The following is a 15,980-nucleotide window of genomic DNA, read 5'->3' as shown; positions in this document are numbered from 1 at the left end:
AGTTAGGTGCGGGTTTCGATTTTAGCTAGTGGTTCAACGGGCAATACCAGTCTGATTGAAACAGGACAACATAAAATTTTGATGGATGCTGGCTTGTCAGGTGTCAAAATTAAAGGACTGCTTAGTCAAGTTGGTGTTGATATTGCGGACATTGACATGGCCTTTTTAAGTCATGACCACTCAGACCATAGTAAAGGCTTGGGCGTATTGATGCGGCGCTATCCCCAGATTGCCGCCTTTAGTAATAGCGGCACGTGGCAATATTTATGCGAAACAAATAAAATCGGTAAGCTGCCGGTTGAGCAGATGAATACGATTGAGCCAGGGCAAACGCGAACGTTTGGTGACTTAGACGTTACCGCGTTTGCGACCAGTCATGATGCGGCTGAACCGCAGTATTATGTCTTTACCAGTGGGGGCAAACGGATGGCCTTTTTGACAGATACTGGGTATGTGTCACAGAAAGTTGAAAGCGTGATTGCTGATGCGGATGCTTACCTAATGGAATTTAACTACGATAATATGATGTTGCGTAATGGCCCGTATTCTTGGGGATTAAAGCAGCGGATATTGTCAGATGAGGGTCACCTGTCTAATGAGGAAGCTGGGCAAGCGCTGCTAGATGTGGTAACCCCGCGAACGAAGCATATTTTTTTAGCTCACCGCAGTCAGCATAATAATACGGCGAAGCTGGCATATGACACAGCCAAGCAAATTTTGGTTGCTGGGGATGCTAATCTACCTAGTGATGTCCAAATTCAGTTGACTGATCCGACGCAGCCGACGAACTTAGTACAAATTTAATATTTTTGCCGATAATTTTTCAAAAATTATTAGTATATTAGGCGATATATGTAAAGGAGATAATGATATGGATAATCAAAATTCTAATCATGGTAAGAATAAGTTTCTTGTTAAGACCGCTGTTGTTGGTGTCGTAGCGGGACTTATTGGGGGCGGGGCTTCCTATTTTGCTATTGACCAGATTAATAATGCTAATTTGAACAATAATCAAGCGCAAACAACAATTAGTTCTAATAGTGCCAAAACTTCTAAAAACAGTGCCAAAAATAGTGGTGCAATGACCCCAGCATATAACGATGTCAAGGGTGCTGTTGTGTCCGTAATTAATATGAAGCGGCAGACAAATAATAGTAGTAATTCGTTGTTTGATATTTTTGGCGATGATGATGACAGTGGCAGTAAGAAGGGCAAATTGCAGACTTATAGTGAAGGCTCTGGTGTCATCTACATGAAGTCCGGCAACAAGGGCTATATTGTAACTAATAACCACGTAGTTTCCGGCAGCGACAAGGTACAAGTTATGTTGTCAAATGGTAAGACAGTTAATGCACGGATTGTGGGAACGGATGCGACGACCGACCTGGCCGTGTTAGCAATTGACTCTGGTTATGTTACGCAAACGGCCGAATTTGGCGATTCTAAGACTTTACAGCCCGGACAGTCAGTAATTGCCGTTGGTTCCCCACTTGGCAGTGAATACGCGTCAACCGTCACTCAGGGGATTATCTCGGCTCCTGCTAGAAGCATTACAACTTCATCGGCTAACCAGCAAACGGTTATTCAGACAGACGCAGCGATTAATCCGGGTAACTCAGGTGGTGCCTTGGTTAACTCCGCTGGTCAAGTTATCGGGATTAACTCAATGAAGCTGGCGCAATCAAGCGATGGGACTTCAGTTGAGGGCATGGGTTTTGCCATTCCGTCGAATGAAGTTGTGACAATTGTTAACCAACTGGTGAAGAAGGGTAAGATTACCAGACCGCAGCTTGGGGTTAAGGTTATTGCCTTGCAAGGTATTCCAGCCAGCTATAAGAAGCATTTGAATATTAAATCTAACTTGAACAGTGGTATTTACATTGCTTCAGTAACTAAGAATGGTTCAGCTGCCATTGCTGGTATCAAGACTGGGGACGTTATCGTGAAAGTTGACGGCAAAAAAGTAACAGATGTTGCTTCGTTACACAGTATTTTGTACGATCATAAAGTCGGAGATACCGTCAGTTTGACCGTTGATCGCAACGGCAAAACACTCGATTTGCGGGCTAAGTTACAAGCTGATTAAGAAAAATAAGTTAAACAGGAAAAAGGCTATACTAAGCGGTTTAAGTCGTCAATATAGCTTTTTTGTTAATATTAATTATGGGAAACATTTTTTTATTCGGTAATGAGGACTGTCAAGTAAAATTTTAGACGGTAATTCTTGTTGATAACTGTGGAAAACTTTGTGGATTGTGCATAAAATATGTGAGAATGCTTTTAAATGGCTGTGGATAATCTGTTAATTGTGTTTAAATATTAGTGAAAATATATTTGCACAAACAATTGTTCAAGTTGATATAACAGTGTTTTAGCGCGATAAGTTTGTGAACTTGGGCTGTTAAAAGTATGTGTGTGGGTAAAATTCATTAAAAGACAGAAAAAAATTTGGTGACCACAATTTAGCCGAAAATAAAAGAATCAGACCACAAAATGTAGATTTCGCTTTTACACAGATGTGGAAAAACTGAGTGGAAAGATTGGGAGTTAGGGGATAAACTAGTAATTATGAATATTAAAATTATTTGTGTGGGAAAACTAAAAGAAAAATATTTTAAGGATGCAATTGCTGAATACCAAAAGCGGTTAAGTCGCTTTGCCAAGGTTCAGCTAGTTCAGGTGGCTGATGAAAAGGCACCTGAAAAGTTCAGCCAAGCTGAACAAGAACAAGTTAAGGAAATTGAGGGGCAACGGATTTTAAGTAAAATCAAGGATAAGGAATATGTCTATGTGACGGCAATTAAGGGCAAGGAGCGAACCAGTGAAGAATTTGCCGGTGAATTAGCGAATCTTGCAACCTATGGGCATTCCGATATTACCTTTGTAATTGGCGGCAGCTTGGGAACTAGTCCAGCCGTTAATCGCCGGGCGGATGACCTGCTTAGCTTTGGTAAGTTGACTATGCCGCATCAATTAATGCGGGTCGTTCTAATTGAGCAAATTTATCGTGGTTTTATGATTAATAGCGGTAGTCCGTATCACAAGTAGATTGGAGATTTGAAAATGAAGTTAGCGGTTTTTGATATTGGCGGGACCACCGTTAAGACAGGAATTTATGAAGATGAGCATATTATTGAGCAGGAGAGTTTTAAAACGCCTAAAACTTTCACAGCTTTGAAAGAAAAAATGCATGAACTAATTGATGATCGGCATTTTACAGGACTGGCAATTAGTGCGCCAGGTGATGTCAATATTAAGACTGGCGTAATTGAGGGCAGAAGTATGGTGCCGTATTTGCACCAGCGGCCAATTTTTGCGGAATTGCAAGAAGAATTTGGCTTGCCCGTGGCAATTGAAAATGATGCTAATTGTGCGGGAATTTGCGAAACTAAGATGGGTAATGGCCGTAAGTTCAATAATGTTGGGTTCATCGTTATCGGAACTGGAATTGGCGGCGCGATTTTTATTAATCATGAATTGTACCGAGGTGCGCACTTAGTCGGCGGTGAATTTGGCTTTATGAGAGGTGGCACTAACCGGATATTAAGTATGGATGCGACCGTAGTCAAGGCTGCCCGTGATTACTCTGAACAGACCAAAACAGAGGTTGAGGGGAAAGAATTATTTACTTTAGCCGAGCAGGGCGATAAATTAGCTCAAAATTTGCTTAATCGTTTTTATGATCTTTTGGCAAGCAGCATGTATGATTTGCAAGTATCTTTTGATTTTGATGCCTTTATTTTGGGCGGTGGTGTATCTGCACGCGCAGAAATCAGCAGTGAAGTTGCCAAGAGGCTCAAGCAGAAGCTGGCAGATTTTGGGCTGCCCCGAATTATGCCGGAAGTAATGACTTGCCAGTATCATAATTCGGCTAACCTTTACGGTGCAGCTCTGAATTTCTTAGCTCAAAATTAAGTTAATAAAAAATGCAGTCGTGATTCGGCTGCATTTTTTATTTTAATGTGAATAAGGCTAGATTAAGTAGAACAAGAATAATGGCGCTCCAGAGCCAGTCTGATGCCTTAATCGGGACGGCAACAATTGTCGACCGCTGTTTGTCTTCTTGGTAACCGTGAGATTCCATACCTTGTGCCAGATTTTCGGCAGAATTAAGTGCTACTAAAATTGCTTTGAAATATAATACCGGCGACCAAAAGCTGAGATAAACTCCCCGCATCATGCCAGCTGTCCGAATTTGCTTAACAGCTTGCTTCATGCGGGGAACAATATTGAGCGCAGCTAAAACACCGTAAGCGAATTTGCTTGGTAAGTGGAAATTCTGCTCAAAAGATCGTGCTAATTCTTCCGCGCTGGTGTCGATCGTGACGCAGCTAATGGTTAAGATATAAACATAGATCCGGCTGGACAAGCCAAGGGCGTTAAATAAGTCGGGTGTTGGCGTAAACCATTCAAGTGTCGCAAAAATCGTAAATGCGGCAATAAACGGCACTATTAGCAGGAGCAGTAAACTTTTTAACTTAATTTTTTTAACTGATAAATAAATAATTGCCAAGATAATAATCGCAAAATTGGTTGTTAGGCTAATTTTTAGCGATATTTCAAGCGAAATAATTAAGGCCAAAATAAATTTAAAACTAGGATTCATAAAGTTACCTCACTTAGTCACGTAATGCAGCTGCTTGTCGGCAAAGACCAGATGGTAGTCACACCAATCGGCTAACTCATCAAGTTCATGGCTGATAATTAGTAAAGTCTGACCGCGTTCTTTTTGGCTTTGTCTGAGCAAATGCATGACTTTTTGACTGGATAGGTGGTCTAAGCCGCTTAATGGCTCATCAATGAGTAATACGTCTTGATCCGCAATCAGCATCAGCAGAATTTGGAGCTTTTTTTGTTGGCCGCCAGAAAGAGAATACACTACTTGGTCCAGGTGCTGGTCGAGGTCAAGGTCAGTTAAAACTTCCTTGATTTTTTGGTCAGTAAAAAAGTCATTGGTTCGCTGTTTTTTGCTCAAGTTAATTTCGTCTTGAACGGTAATACTCAAGAATTGGTCGGTCGCATTCTGAAAAATCTGGGCAACATGCAGTAAGTATTTGCGTGTCTTCTGTTGGCGGATTTCACGGTTGCGATAGGTCAAACTGCCGCTATAGGATAGCATCTTAGTCAGAGCGTTAAATAGTGAAGTTTTGCCGACACCGTTAGCACCGGTAATCAGTGTGGTTTTGCCTGCAATAATATTGAGCTGATTTTGGTCTAACAAAAGGCGATTTTGCGTTAGCTGTGTCTTAGTTAGGGTAAAACAAGCGGCCTCATTTTGCGGCAGAGCAAATGAATAATCATTTTTTTGTACGCTTGTTTGGAGCAGCTGCTTTTTAGCTGCGGGATTTAGCTGCTTGACGTTGTGGTCTTTAAACTCAAAAAGACAATCGCAGACGGTTTGATAGCCGTCTAAAACGTGGTCACTTAAGATAATGGTCTTACCCTGATCGCGCAAGTGCGCCAATTTGGTAATCAAAAATTTCCGCGCTTGTGGATCACAGCTGGCAAAGGGTTCGTCTAGCAAGAATAAGTCGATATCCATTGCTATGAGAACGGCAAGTGCTACTCGTTGCTGTTCGCCGCCAGACATTGTATTGATTTTTTGATCCAATAGATTTTCAATTTGGGCAAATTCGACGCCGGCGGTTAAGTACTTTTGGTAATCTTCACGTTTAACTTGTAAGTTTTCAAGGGCAAAAATAATTTCTTCACGTGGTGTTGCCATGGTGAACTGTTCGCCAGCATTTTGAAACATGATGGCTGCTTTTAACCCAGCAAGGTTAAGTTTACCGCTGAGTTTACCCGCGTATTTAGGATAGAGTCCGGCAAGTATTTTAAGTAAAGTCGACTTGCCGCAACCAGTAGGCCCAATTAAGAGTGAAAATTTTCCCGTGGGAATTTCAAGATTAAGATTGTCAATAATTTTAATATTTTGTTCGTATGAAAAAGTTAAATTTTTGCTTGTAATCATTATTTTTACCAATTAAAAAAATCGCTAGGGCAGGCTGCACTAACGACGTAAAAATTCATTTTCCCTTCGCTGGCATTGTCCATAGCAGGTTCAACGGGTATTCTCTCAGCCTTGCGGCACCCCAAAGTTATCAAACTGATTGTACACGAAAGAGTTTTCTCTGTCTAGTCCTTGTAACTTTATGAAAATAAAATGGTAGTGGATATGATTTTTGCTATATAATAAAAGTATTAAAATAACAATAAGAAGGTGAAGCTATGGCAGCAGTTAAATTAGCGCAGTATTTGGCTAGTATTTTAAATTCAACCAATAGCGATACAAACGAATTGCGGTTGAAAGCAGAAGGCAATTTTGACTTGTTTAGGGTCTATCTTGAAAATCATAATACCGGTGTTCATCGCTATCAAACAACAAATGCAATGATTTTTTATGAAGCTGGCGGCAAGTCAAACATTAAAATTCATGGTCAGGACTTTACACTAAAGGTAGGTAATATCGTCTTTTTGCCGGCCAAGAGTGACTATGAAGTGCAAAAGCAAACTAAGACTGACGTGTTGGTAAAGCTAGATTTAAATTCTAAGTATGATTTACAATATTTCCTGGGAAATATTGTTCATGATGAGCCTCGTGAAGAACGGGCAGTTAAGCAAATCATTAGCAGCTTACATACCAATCGGCTGTTATATTTAAAGTCAACGCCAATTTCTAAGTCGGCCCAATTAATGAATAAGATAATTGATGAGTATTTAAATCAAAACCTGTTTGCCCAAAGTGTAGCTGCAGCAGAATTGAACTTGTTGTTGGTTACAGCTGTCCGTAATCAAAGCTTTGAATCAACCGCGGCAGAGAAGCAAGGCTTTGCAAATGTAACACTTGAGAGCTATATTGATGCCAATTTTGCCGATATTACTTTGGATTCGGCTGCCAAACATTTTGGCTTTAACCCAAATTATTTTTCTAGCTTAGTTAAACAAAAAACGGGAAAAAGCTTTGTGGAGCATGTTGATGAACGGCGAATGCAGGAAGCACGTAATTTGCTTGCTCGCCCCGACATTTCGGTTAAGGAAATTATTGCCAGGGTAGGTTACAATGGTAAGTCCTTTTTCTATAAAAAGTTTAATGAATATTATCATCAAACGCCGGTCCAAATGCGTGCAGAGCTGTTTCGTCAAGCTAATATTAATTTGAAATAAAATGAAAAAGACATCTGTTTAATTAACAGATGTCTTTTTTGGATATTACATTTTTTCTAACCGTTTGATCCGGTCTTCTGTCGGCGGATGGCTATCGAATAGATGAGTAAAACCGTGCTTTTTACGCAATGGATCTTCAATATACATGCCAGCACTACTCGTATCAGCCTTTTTCATTGGCTTACTGCCGTCGATTTTCTCTAAAGCAGAAATCAGACCTTGTGGGTTGCGAGTAAGATCAACTGATGAAGCATCAGCTAAGTACTCACGATTACGCGACAAGGCCATCTGGGCAAGGCTGGCACATAATGGTCCAAGAATAAGCACAAAGACAATTGCAACAATTTTAAAAATAATGACAATATTGTTATCGTCGTCTTTGTCGCTGCCACGGTCATCGTCAAACCACCAAATATAGCGGCTGGCAATTCCGGATAAATATGAAATCACTCCAACCAGAACCGCGGCAACCGTTGATAAGCGAATATCATAGTTGCGAATATGCGAAATTTCGTGTCCTAAGACGCCTTCTAGTTCCTCACGGTTCATCATGTCAAGTAGGCCTTGAGTTACAGCAACAGCACTATGGTCAGGATCACGACCGGTCGCAAAAGCATTAGGACTGGAATCATCAATGATGAATACGCGTGGCATGGGTACCCGGCCAACCATGGCCATATCTTGGACAATGTGCCATAATTCAGGGTTATCCTGTTCGTTAACTTCTTGGGCATGATTTAAGTTCATGACTAGATTTGCGGGATCACGCATGACAAAAAATAGGTAAAGAATGCTGATGATAAGTGCAATAATTACACCGCTCCATGGACTGTCACTAAAAATGTAACCTAATCCAGCACCAACAAGGGCTAAAATCACGGCAAACAGAACCATGATGATGCCAGTTTTGCGCTTATTACGAGCAATTTGTTGAAATAACATAGTAGAGAGACCTAATATTTAAAATTTAACCTTAGGTGCTTCTTTTTCGGCTTCACTGGCTTGTAAGTAGTCAACCTTCTTAAAGCCGTGGATCCGTGCAATCATATTTGATGGGAAAGTAAGCAGCTTTTGGTCGTAAAGGGCTGCTGATGAATTGTAGAGCTGACGTGAGTAAGCAATCTTATTCTCAGTATTGGTCAATTCTTCTTGTAATTTCAAGAAATTTTGGTTGGCCTTCAGGTCAGGATAGTTTTCTTGCAAAGCAAAAATTGACTTTAAAGCATCAGATATTTGGTTAGAAACCTTTAAAGTTTGGGCGCGGTCATCTTTAGGAACGTTAGTTAATTGATTGCGCAGCTGCACAACATTTTCTAAAGTTTCTTGTTCATGCTTAGCGTAACCCTTAGTGGTTTCAACTAAGTTAGGAATTAGGTCGTTGCGCCGCTTTAATTGGACGTCGATTTGGCTCCATGATTCATCTGTATAAACTTTGGCTTTTTGAAGACCATTGTAGATAGCAATATAGATAGCGATTAATAAGACAATGATAATTAGAATTATCCAAGTTAATGATGGCATAGGTTAAACCTCCTTATATATACTGCTTCATTATAACTGATTATATATTTTTTGGACAGAAAAAAAGGATATGGCATTACGCCATGATTCAGATAAGTCAAGCATACTAAATAAGCAATAGTAGCCAACCAATAATCATCAGGATGAATAAGCCAATAAACTGCATAACGCTCCATTTTTTGAAGAATTCGTTCCTAGGGACAGTTCCGTTTTGCATGAAGGTTTTAAGAACCAGCATATTGGCCATTGAGCCGATAGGTGAGCCGAAACCACCGATATTCGTTCCTAAGAAGAGTGCTTTGGCATATGGCGTGAACTTACCAACAAGGATTGTGGCCGGCACGTTACTGATAATTTGGCTGGATAAGATTGACGTAAAGTAAGTTGAGCTTTCTGAATTAATCATTGTATGAATAATCGTGACAATGATTGGAATCTGCTGAATATCGCTAATAAAGATAAAGAAGCAGGTAAATGTAAGCAGCAAGGCAAAATCGACTTTAAGCAGAATGCGCGGATTAATCAAAAGCGCAAGAACAATCGCCGCCAGCATCGGCCAAGCAACATTGACAACTTTGAAGACACCCAAAAAGAAGAAGGCGAATACAACGGTCGTTATTATGGTTGGTCGAATACTAATATTAATTTGCTTTGTCTCTTGAACAGGAATTTGCTTACGTGGGATAAAGTGAAAAATAATGAATGTAATCACCAATGCACTAAGCAAATATGGCAGTGACCATGAGAAGAAGGTCAGAGCATTGACTGAATATTTGCTAACCAGAAAAATATTGTGTGGATTACCCCAAGGTGTGAATGCCGCACCGATATTTGCCCCCATTCCGATTAAAGTAACGGGCAAAATTTGCGGTAAGTCATATCTTTTAGCAATGTTAAGATAAAGCGGAATTAATGTAAGCGCTGTTATATCATTACCCAGAAACATCCCAGCGATAATTGCCAAAAGTGTGAACAGAATATTCAGTTTACGTGTATTGTCAGCGATACTAGTTAATTTGTATGCAAGCACATCAAGTACGTGCAGGTACGCGTAGATTTGAATGATAATTAGCATCGCAGCGACTGAAAATATAGTATGTAAGTTGATATCTCCAAGTCGCGGTCTAGCAAAAAAAAGACTTATAATTGTGACTATAGCAGTAATCTGCAAGATTCTATCACTAAAAATTTTCTTTAAGACGGTCATAAAATGTCCCCTTTCGCAAGTTACAATCATCTATAATCATTACTTCTATTTTGAGCTTTTTTTCCGCTGTGTGCAACGATAAATTTTTGACTATGAAAATGTAAATTTACTAAGCAGGAATTTTGCTTTCTTTTATGCACACAAGCTATACTTTAGTAAGTAGAAGAAATAAGGGGGATTTATGATGAGTAATTCTGAAACAATTGAAATGAATATAAAGCCTGAAGCTGCAGCCAGAATTAAGAGCCACGTTAAGCAAGGCCAAGTTGTACTGTTGGCGCTAAATGACGGTTCTAACCAATATTCTAAGATTGGTGGTACTTGTACCATTGGGGCTAACTTTCAATTTGTGATTTTGGATCAAAAAGACCCCGAATTTTCAATTACAATTAATAATAATGCCGGATTGAGTTTATTTACTAGTCCTGCAGAAATGCAGTATTTAGATAATAACTTAGTTATCTCTGAAAAAAATGCCACAATGAGTTTGGCAGATGACAGCGGTGTGATTGATGGCGCGGTTTCAATTAACGAATATCAGCCGTCAGCAGTAACTAAAAAGGACCTAGAGGAAGGTAAAACCTGTTAAATTAGTGTCATACCTTGATTCATGAGCCTTAACGTGGTAAACTAAGTAAGATTTTCGAAAATCTGAAAGGAAGTATAGTACTATGCGTAAAGGTGAAAATTACAACACTGGTTGTGAACCAAACCAAAGACCTAAGAACAAGAGAAACGGTAAGAAGCGTGTTGCTCACGTTGCTGCTGTTGTTGCTTTCTTGAACAAGGCCAAAGAAGACGAAAACAAGTAGTCTGATAATAATAAAATAAAAAGGTAGATTGCAGTTTGCAATCTACCTTTTTTTCTTACGATAAATTGAGTAAAATTGAGATAATGATAACTTTTAACCTAAAGGAGAAGGGCAACGTGAAATTTCAATGCAGCAGCTGCGGCTTACGGATGAACTCCGTGCATTTTAAGCAGCAGGGGTTGATGAACCCTAAATTAACGAGTATCTGTGATATTTGCTTGCAAAGAGGACAAGACGCTAAAGATTTTGCTAATTCAGCGGTGCAGATTTTTGCGCAAGGGCTGCTCTATACCTTTGTGGGTCAATCAGCAGCTGCTTGTGAACATGACTTTCTGGTAAGCAAAAAGGAATACCGCAAGCGTTATGAAGCCTTTATTCAGGATTATGACGGCAATAGTTTAGCCCAGCAGCAATTATCCCGCAATGATTTTAACGCGGCAGTTATCGCCAGTGAAACTGGTGAAAATAACTTTGTGCCTCAGCTTGATTTAACTTTTGCAGATAATTTGACGCAATTGGGGTTAAAAGTTGATTTTCAATTAAATGAAGTTGATTACATTGACCGTGAACGTATTCGAGCCAAGTACCATTATCGCTGCCAGTATTGCGGTCGGCGCGGCCGCAGCGTTGACCATAAGGATCCAGTGTCACTCTCGCATAATAATGACTTGGATAATTTGATCTTGTCGTGTCAGGAATGTAATCGAATCAAGTCTAATATGCCGTTTAACTTGTTTACCCAGCTAAACGACCAGATTTCCCAGATTAATCAGAAGTTGGTTAAGTATGAGAATGCATTAGCAACTTTGAAGGGTGAATTTGAAGAGCGGAGACGTAAATTGGCGGCAACCATGCATCTTAAGGGTGTTGTTAATGATCCGGAGCTGAATGAGATGCGCAAGCAAAATAAAAAGCTGCAGGATGCCATTGATAGTTTGGAGAGCGATTATCGTGACTTGTGTAATTTACGTGAGCAGCACTTTATTACTGGCTGGAAATTAGTTGAGGAACAGAAAAAAACTGATATTATTTAGTAAATTTATGCTGATTAGCTGGCGTAATTCTTTAGCTAATCAATTTGCCTAATTTTTATTCTATCAATTTTGTTATAATTAATGATGAATATTTTTATATAAATTAATGCAAAAAATATTGGCTGAAGGAGTAAAAATAATATGGAAATCAAAATTTTTAATAAGGGGCTTTCGCCACTGGTTGAATTGTCCTTAGCTAATGGTGAAACTGCTAAAATTCAACGTGGCAGTATGGCTTATATGCAAAATGTAAAATTACACGCAAAAATGAATTCTAACGATCACAAAGGCTTAGGTGGTTTAGTGCGCTCGGTTGCTCGCAGCAAGGTCACAGGTGAAAGCATGATTATTAATGAAGTTAAAGCAACTGGCGATAACGCATTAGTAGGAATAGCTCCTAACACGATCGGGGCAATAGAAGAATTGACTTTGGCTGAAGGGCACCAATATCGACTAAACACGGGCGCTTTTTTGGCAGCGGATGAAAATACAGGCTATGAAGCTATCAGACAAAAGGGCCTATCGAAAGCTGTGTTTGGCAAAACCGGTGGCTTTTTCATTTTACATACCAAGGGAACGGGCAAATTATTGATTAATGGTACCGGTAATATCGTCAAAATGGAACTTACGGACGAAAATAACTTCCAAATTGATAATGACAATGTCTTGGCGTGGGAAGATTCGCTCGATTATAAAATTGAATCAGCTAGTGGGTCATTTGGTTTTATGTCTGGAGAAGGCTTAGTTGATAGCTTTTATGGTCATGGCGTTGTTTATTTACAAACTAGCAATCTTAAAGAATTGGCTCGTTCGGTAAGACAATTTTTGCCAGCCGAATAAATTATTGTGGTCAAAAAGAACCAACTTGTCGTAAGCTGGTTCTTTTTGATTAAAAAACATTTATCTATTAAGCCGCTTCTGGCGCGGATGTAACATGATAATTGCGTTACTTTTGCGGCATATATTGTTAAGTTATTGTTTAGAAAGGAAGGTAAAGTGCAAATGGAATTAGCTCGAGTTTTACGTGAAAGAAGGCAAGAATTGAATTTGACCCAGCAGCAGTTGGCAGATAAGTTGCATGTCACAAGGCAAACACTATCGCGCTGGGAAAATTCATTGAGCTATCCTAATTTGGACACTTTGGTAGAACTGAGTGACCTGTTGGCAGTTCCGCTTGACACTTTATTGAAAGGAGACAATAACGCAATGGTTAAGAAAATTAGTTCAGATGTAAATGATAAGCGGAGATACCGCCGCTATTTAATAATCATTGGCAGTATTTTTGCCGTGATTTTAATATGGCTCTGTGTTTTAGGCTATGGTCGAGCAAATCAAGTGGAATGGATTGATCGCTTTAATCCATTTTTGGAGACTAAGTATGGTTATGCTGTTTTGCCGGATAAGGTTGAATTGAAAAAAGAACGCGGAATTGAGCAGTATGGTAAAACTAAGAAAAAAGTTTGGCTCAAGATTCCACAAAAAGTGGATGCATATGTTACTGACGATCCTTTCGATCATGGTTCGTGGCTAAAATTCTCTACTGGCGAATACGACTTAAAGCACCGTTGGGCGTATGTGATGCATAAGGGCTCTTATGTGTATGCAATTCGCTTAGTTAAGAAGAGTGAAATACCCATGCAAATGCGTGGAACGATGCTAGATTATTATATGCCGTTTAAAGACGGAGCACCTGCATCTAGATTGAATAAAAATTTCCCGTGGTGGCCATTTAATTAATGAAAAAGAAAGATCAAAAAAAGCCTGTCTATTAATAGACAGGCTTTTTAAATTAACTGTTTTGGAAGTTACGTAAGAACTTCGCTGTTTTTTCGTTTTGTGGGTGGTTAAGCAATTGGTCGGGACTTCCTTGCTCGGCAATGACGCCGTCGCTGATAAAGAAAACTTGATCGGAAACGTCACGGGCAAAGGCCATTTCGTGCGTAACAATAATCATTGTTAAACCGGTAGTAGCTAGGTCCTTCATAACGCTGAGAACTTCGCCGACCATTTCTGGATCAAGGGCACTAGTTGGCTCATCGAATAATAAAATTTCTGGATCCATTGAAATTGCACGGGCAATTGCGACCCGTTGTTGTTGCCCACCGGACAATTGCTTGGGGCGTGCATTAATGTATTCTGCCATGCCGACCTTTTTCAAGTTGTCGACGGCGACTTTGCGCGCTTCTTCTTTAGAACGCTTCAGGACCAGTTCTTGACCAACCATGCAGTTGGCTAAGACGTCTTTATTCTCAAACAAGTCGAATTGTTGGAAGACCATGCCGACCTTGGCGCGGTAGATATTGCGGTTATAGCCCGGAGCTAAGACGTTCTCACCATGAAAGTCGATTTCCCCAGCTGTTGGTTCCTCCAGCATGTTGATGCAGCGCAAGGTGGTTGACTTACCACCACCAGAGGGACCAATAATTGTAGCAATTTCGCCTTTTTTAATATCAAAGGAAATATCTTTCAATACTTGGTGAGTGCCAAAAGATTTTTGAATATGCTTTAAACTTAAAATCGTATCGTTTGCTTGCGTCATGATTTGTTAACCTCCGTCTTTTCGGTTGAGCCGACCTGAACTTGGTTGGCCATTAAATTATAGTTTTTATTACCTTCAAGGTGCTTTTCAATTAAATTAAAAATTCTGGTAATCGTGAAGGTCAGAATTAGGTAGATTACAGAAATTGTTAGGTAAGTTGGGAAGAACTTGAACGTTTGACTGGCAATCGTAGTCCCAACAAAGAACAGTTCGGAAACAGAAATAATACTTAAAACTGATGTGTCCTTGATGTTAACGATAAATTCGTTGGTAATGGACGGCAGACAGTTTCTAATAGCTTGCGGCAGAATAATGTGCCACATTCTTTGGTTATGGCTCATTCCTAGAGCACTAGAAGCTTCAAATTGACCTTTTGGCGTTGACATAATCCCGCCGCGGATAATTTCGGCTAAGTAAGCACCAGTATTAATCGAAACAATTACCAATGCGGCGATTGTCCGGTCAATGTTTAAGTGCCATAACTGGGCGATACCATAATAGATAACGGCAGCCTGAACCATCATTGGCGTGCCCCGGAAAATTTCAATATAAACTGATAGTAACCAATCAATAAACTTCAATGTCCATCTCTTGCCGCGGGTTGTTGGTGTTGGAATGGTCCGGATGACGCCAACGAATAGTCCAATGAAGAACCCGGCAATAGTACCAACTGAGGCAAGCAGTAAGGTCATGCCAATCCCGCTCATAATCATGCCGCCATATTGTTGCCAGATGGAGACAAACCAGTTTTGTTGTTTGCCCTTTTTACCCTTAGAATTATCGGTCTTTGGTTGCTGCTTAATAGCTGCGGTCATTAACTTTGTTCTTTTGGAATTAGGAATTGTGGCGAGAATTTGGTTAACTTGCTTGAGCAGCTGTTTGTTAGGCTTGGCAATTCCGATAGAAGTTACTGATTCTTCCTTGGTTGCGTGGAAGCCCGCCATTTTGTTGACAGGAATTGCCTTGATGTCGGGGTCAACCATTTTGAATGATGTGGCTTCGGTATCTTCGGCAACGTAACCATCAATCGTGCCTGAAATTAGGCTTTGGCGCATGGCAGCGAAGTCACGCATTGCCGGTTGCTTCTTGGCACCCTTTAATTGGCTGATTAATTGGTAGTGGAACGTTCCTTGTTGCCCTGTTAATTTGGCACCCTTAAAGTCACTTAGACTTTTGGCATTGGCGTATTTACTATTAGCTTTAGTAATAACGACAAAGGTGCTGCGTCTATAAGGCTGTGAAAAGTTAATGGCCTTTTCACGTTCGGCAGTAGGGCTCATACCAGCGATAATCAAATCGGCTTTGCCACTGGTTAAGGCTGGCAGTAATCCGTCCCATTCGGTCTTAAAGACGACTACTTTGCGGTGCAATTTTTGACCAATGATTTTGGCGATTTTGACATCGTAACCATTGGCAAAAGTGTGAGAACCATCAATTGGAACGGCACCGTTAGCATTATTAGTTTGGGTCCAGTTGTATGGCTGGTAGTTAGCCTCCATTGCGACTTTGAGGACACCGGTATCTTTAGCATAAGCTCGCGGAGACAATCCTAACGTGATTGCTAGCCCGAGCAAGATTGCAATGAAAGTAGATAACCATTTACTTTTTGACTTCATTTTAAAACCTCCAAATTGTTTTAAATAAAGCCAACACAATAAAAGCGTAAACCAAAAACCTCGCTGCGTTCGCAACGAGGTTACAAT

General features: G+C 40.1%; 17 protein-coding genes and 1 riboswitch. Of the genes, 10 read left to right on the top strand and 7 right to left on the bottom strand.

Going from position 1 to position 15,980, the window contains the following annotated elements:
* Window positions 1–6 precede the first annotated feature (6 nt).
* The 4 genes from PT278_RS05970 to PT278_RS05955 all read left to right on the top strand — a co-directional run bounded on the left by PT278_RS05970 (window position 7) and on the right by PT278_RS05955 (window position 3,915).
* Entirely contained in the window at window positions 7–804 is a 798-nt protein-coding gene (locus tag PT278_RS05970) for an MBL fold metallo-hydrolase (protein WP_277130974.1), read from the top strand.
* A gap of 67 nt (window positions 805–871) precedes the next feature.
* A complete protein-coding gene (locus tag PT278_RS05965; protein ID WP_277130972.1) occupies window positions 872–2,086 on the top strand; it encodes a trypsin-like peptidase domain-containing protein in 1,215 nt (404 codons plus the stop codon).
* A 482-nt stretch (window positions 2,087–2,568) separates the two neighbouring features.
* Entirely contained in the window at window positions 2,569–3,048 is a 480-nt protein-coding gene (gene rlmH / locus PT278_RS05960) for a 23S rRNA (pseudouridine(1915)-N(3))-methyltransferase RlmH (protein ID WP_277130970.1), read from the top strand.
* A 15-nt stretch (window positions 3,049–3,063) separates the two neighbouring features.
* Window positions 3,064–3,915, top strand: a complete 852-nt coding sequence (locus PT278_RS05955; protein ID WP_277130968.1) for an ROK family protein — start codon at window positions 3,064–3,066, stop codon at window positions 3,913–3,915.
* Between the two features lie 37 nt (window positions 3,916–3,952).
* Here PT278_RS05955 and PT278_RS05950 read toward each other — a convergent pair whose 3' ends face one another.
* Both PT278_RS05950 and PT278_RS05945 read right to left on the bottom strand, forming a co-directional pair.
* A complete protein-coding gene (locus PT278_RS05950; protein ID WP_277130966.1) occupies window positions 3,953–4,606 on the bottom strand; it encodes an energy-coupling factor transporter transmembrane component T in 654 nt (217 codons plus the stop codon).
* 9 nt (window positions 4,607–4,615) lie between these two features.
* Window positions 4,616–5,974, bottom strand: a complete 1,359-nt coding sequence (locus tag PT278_RS05945) for an ABC transporter ATP-binding protein (RefSeq protein WP_277131026.1) — start codon at window positions 5,972–5,974, stop codon at window positions 4,616–4,618.
* A 41-nt stretch (window positions 5,975–6,015) separates the two neighbouring features.
* Window positions 6,016–6,105, bottom strand: a riboswitch (TPP riboswitch).
* Between the two features lie 123 nt (window positions 6,106–6,228).
* Here PT278_RS05945 and PT278_RS05940 point away from each other — a divergent pair.
* Entirely contained in the window at window positions 6,229–7,164 is a 936-nt protein-coding gene (locus PT278_RS05940) for a helix-turn-helix transcriptional regulator (protein ID WP_277130964.1), read from the top strand.
* A gap of 45 nt (window positions 7,165–7,209) precedes the next feature.
* On the opposite strand, the gene htpX is transcribed toward PT278_RS05940, so the two are convergent.
* From htpX to PT278_RS05925, 3 genes are all read right to left on the bottom strand, one after another.
* The gene (htpX, locus tag PT278_RS05935) at window positions 7,210–8,106 is read right to left on the bottom strand and encodes a zinc metalloprotease HtpX (protein WP_277130962.1); all 897 of its coding nucleotides are present in this window, start codon (window positions 8,104–8,106) and stop codon (window positions 7,210–7,212) included.
* Window positions 8,107–8,124: 18 nt separating this feature from the next.
* Complete coding sequence (locus tag PT278_RS05930; RefSeq protein WP_277130959.1) at window positions 8,125–8,685, bottom strand: LemA family protein; 561 nt, start codon at window positions 8,683–8,685, stop codon at window positions 8,125–8,127.
* A gap of 106 nt (window positions 8,686–8,791) precedes the next feature.
* Window positions 8,792–9,892 (bottom strand): SLC13 family permease, encoded by a 1,101-nt coding sequence (locus tag PT278_RS05925; protein ID WP_277130957.1) that lies wholly within the window; start codon window positions 9,890–9,892, stop codon window positions 8,792–8,794.
* 184 nt (window positions 9,893–10,076) lie between these two features.
* Between PT278_RS05925 and PT278_RS05920 the strand changes: the two genes are divergently transcribed.
* From PT278_RS05920 to PT278_RS05900, 5 genes are all read left to right on the top strand, one after another.
* Window positions 10,077–10,481 (top strand): iron-sulfur cluster biosynthesis family protein, encoded by a 405-nt coding sequence (locus PT278_RS05920; protein WP_277130956.1) that lies wholly within the window; start codon window positions 10,077–10,079, stop codon window positions 10,479–10,481.
* 82 nt (window positions 10,482–10,563) lie between these two features.
* The gene (locus tag PT278_RS05915) at window positions 10,564–10,704 is read left to right on the top strand and encodes a hypothetical protein (RefSeq protein ID WP_277130954.1); all 141 of its coding nucleotides are present in this window, start codon (window positions 10,564–10,566) and stop codon (window positions 10,702–10,704) included.
* Between the two features lie 116 nt (window positions 10,705–10,820).
* Window positions 10,821–11,738 carry an HNH endonuclease signature motif containing protein gene (locus tag PT278_RS05910; RefSeq protein WP_277130951.1) on the top strand — a complete coding sequence of 306 codons (918 nt, stop codon included), beginning with the start codon at window positions 10,821–10,823 and terminating at the stop codon, window positions 11,736–11,738.
* A 141-nt stretch (window positions 11,739–11,879) separates the two neighbouring features.
* Window positions 11,880–12,578, top strand: a complete 699-nt coding sequence (locus PT278_RS05905; protein ID WP_277130949.1) for a TIGR00266 family protein — start codon at window positions 11,880–11,882, stop codon at window positions 12,576–12,578.
* 162 nt (window positions 12,579–12,740) lie between these two features.
* Window positions 12,741–13,475: a helix-turn-helix domain-containing protein gene (locus PT278_RS05900; RefSeq protein WP_277130947.1), complete on the top strand. Its 735-nt coding sequence runs from the start codon at window positions 12,741–12,743 to the stop codon at window positions 13,473–13,475.
* 52 nt (window positions 13,476–13,527) lie between these two features.
* Here PT278_RS05900 and PT278_RS05895 read toward each other — a convergent pair whose 3' ends face one another.
* Together PT278_RS05895 and PT278_RS05890 are read right to left on the bottom strand one after the other, a co-directional pair.
* Entirely contained in the window at window positions 13,528–14,277 is a 750-nt protein-coding gene (locus PT278_RS05895) for an amino acid ABC transporter ATP-binding protein (RefSeq protein WP_277130946.1), read from the bottom strand.
* Window positions 14,274–15,893 (bottom strand): ABC transporter substrate-binding protein/permease, encoded by a 1,620-nt coding sequence (locus PT278_RS05890; protein ID WP_277130944.1) that lies wholly within the window; start codon window positions 15,891–15,893, stop codon window positions 14,274–14,276. The genes PT278_RS05895 and PT278_RS05890 overlap by 4 nt, the downstream gene beginning before the upstream one ends.
* Between the last annotated feature and the right edge of the window lie 87 nt (window positions 15,894–15,980).

The organism is Lactobacillus sp. ESL0703 (assembly GCF_029433435.1).
Lineage (GTDB): Bacteria > Bacillota > Bacilli > Lactobacillales > Lactobacillaceae > Lactobacillus.
This window is presented reverse-complemented; position numbering and strand designations above follow the sequence as displayed.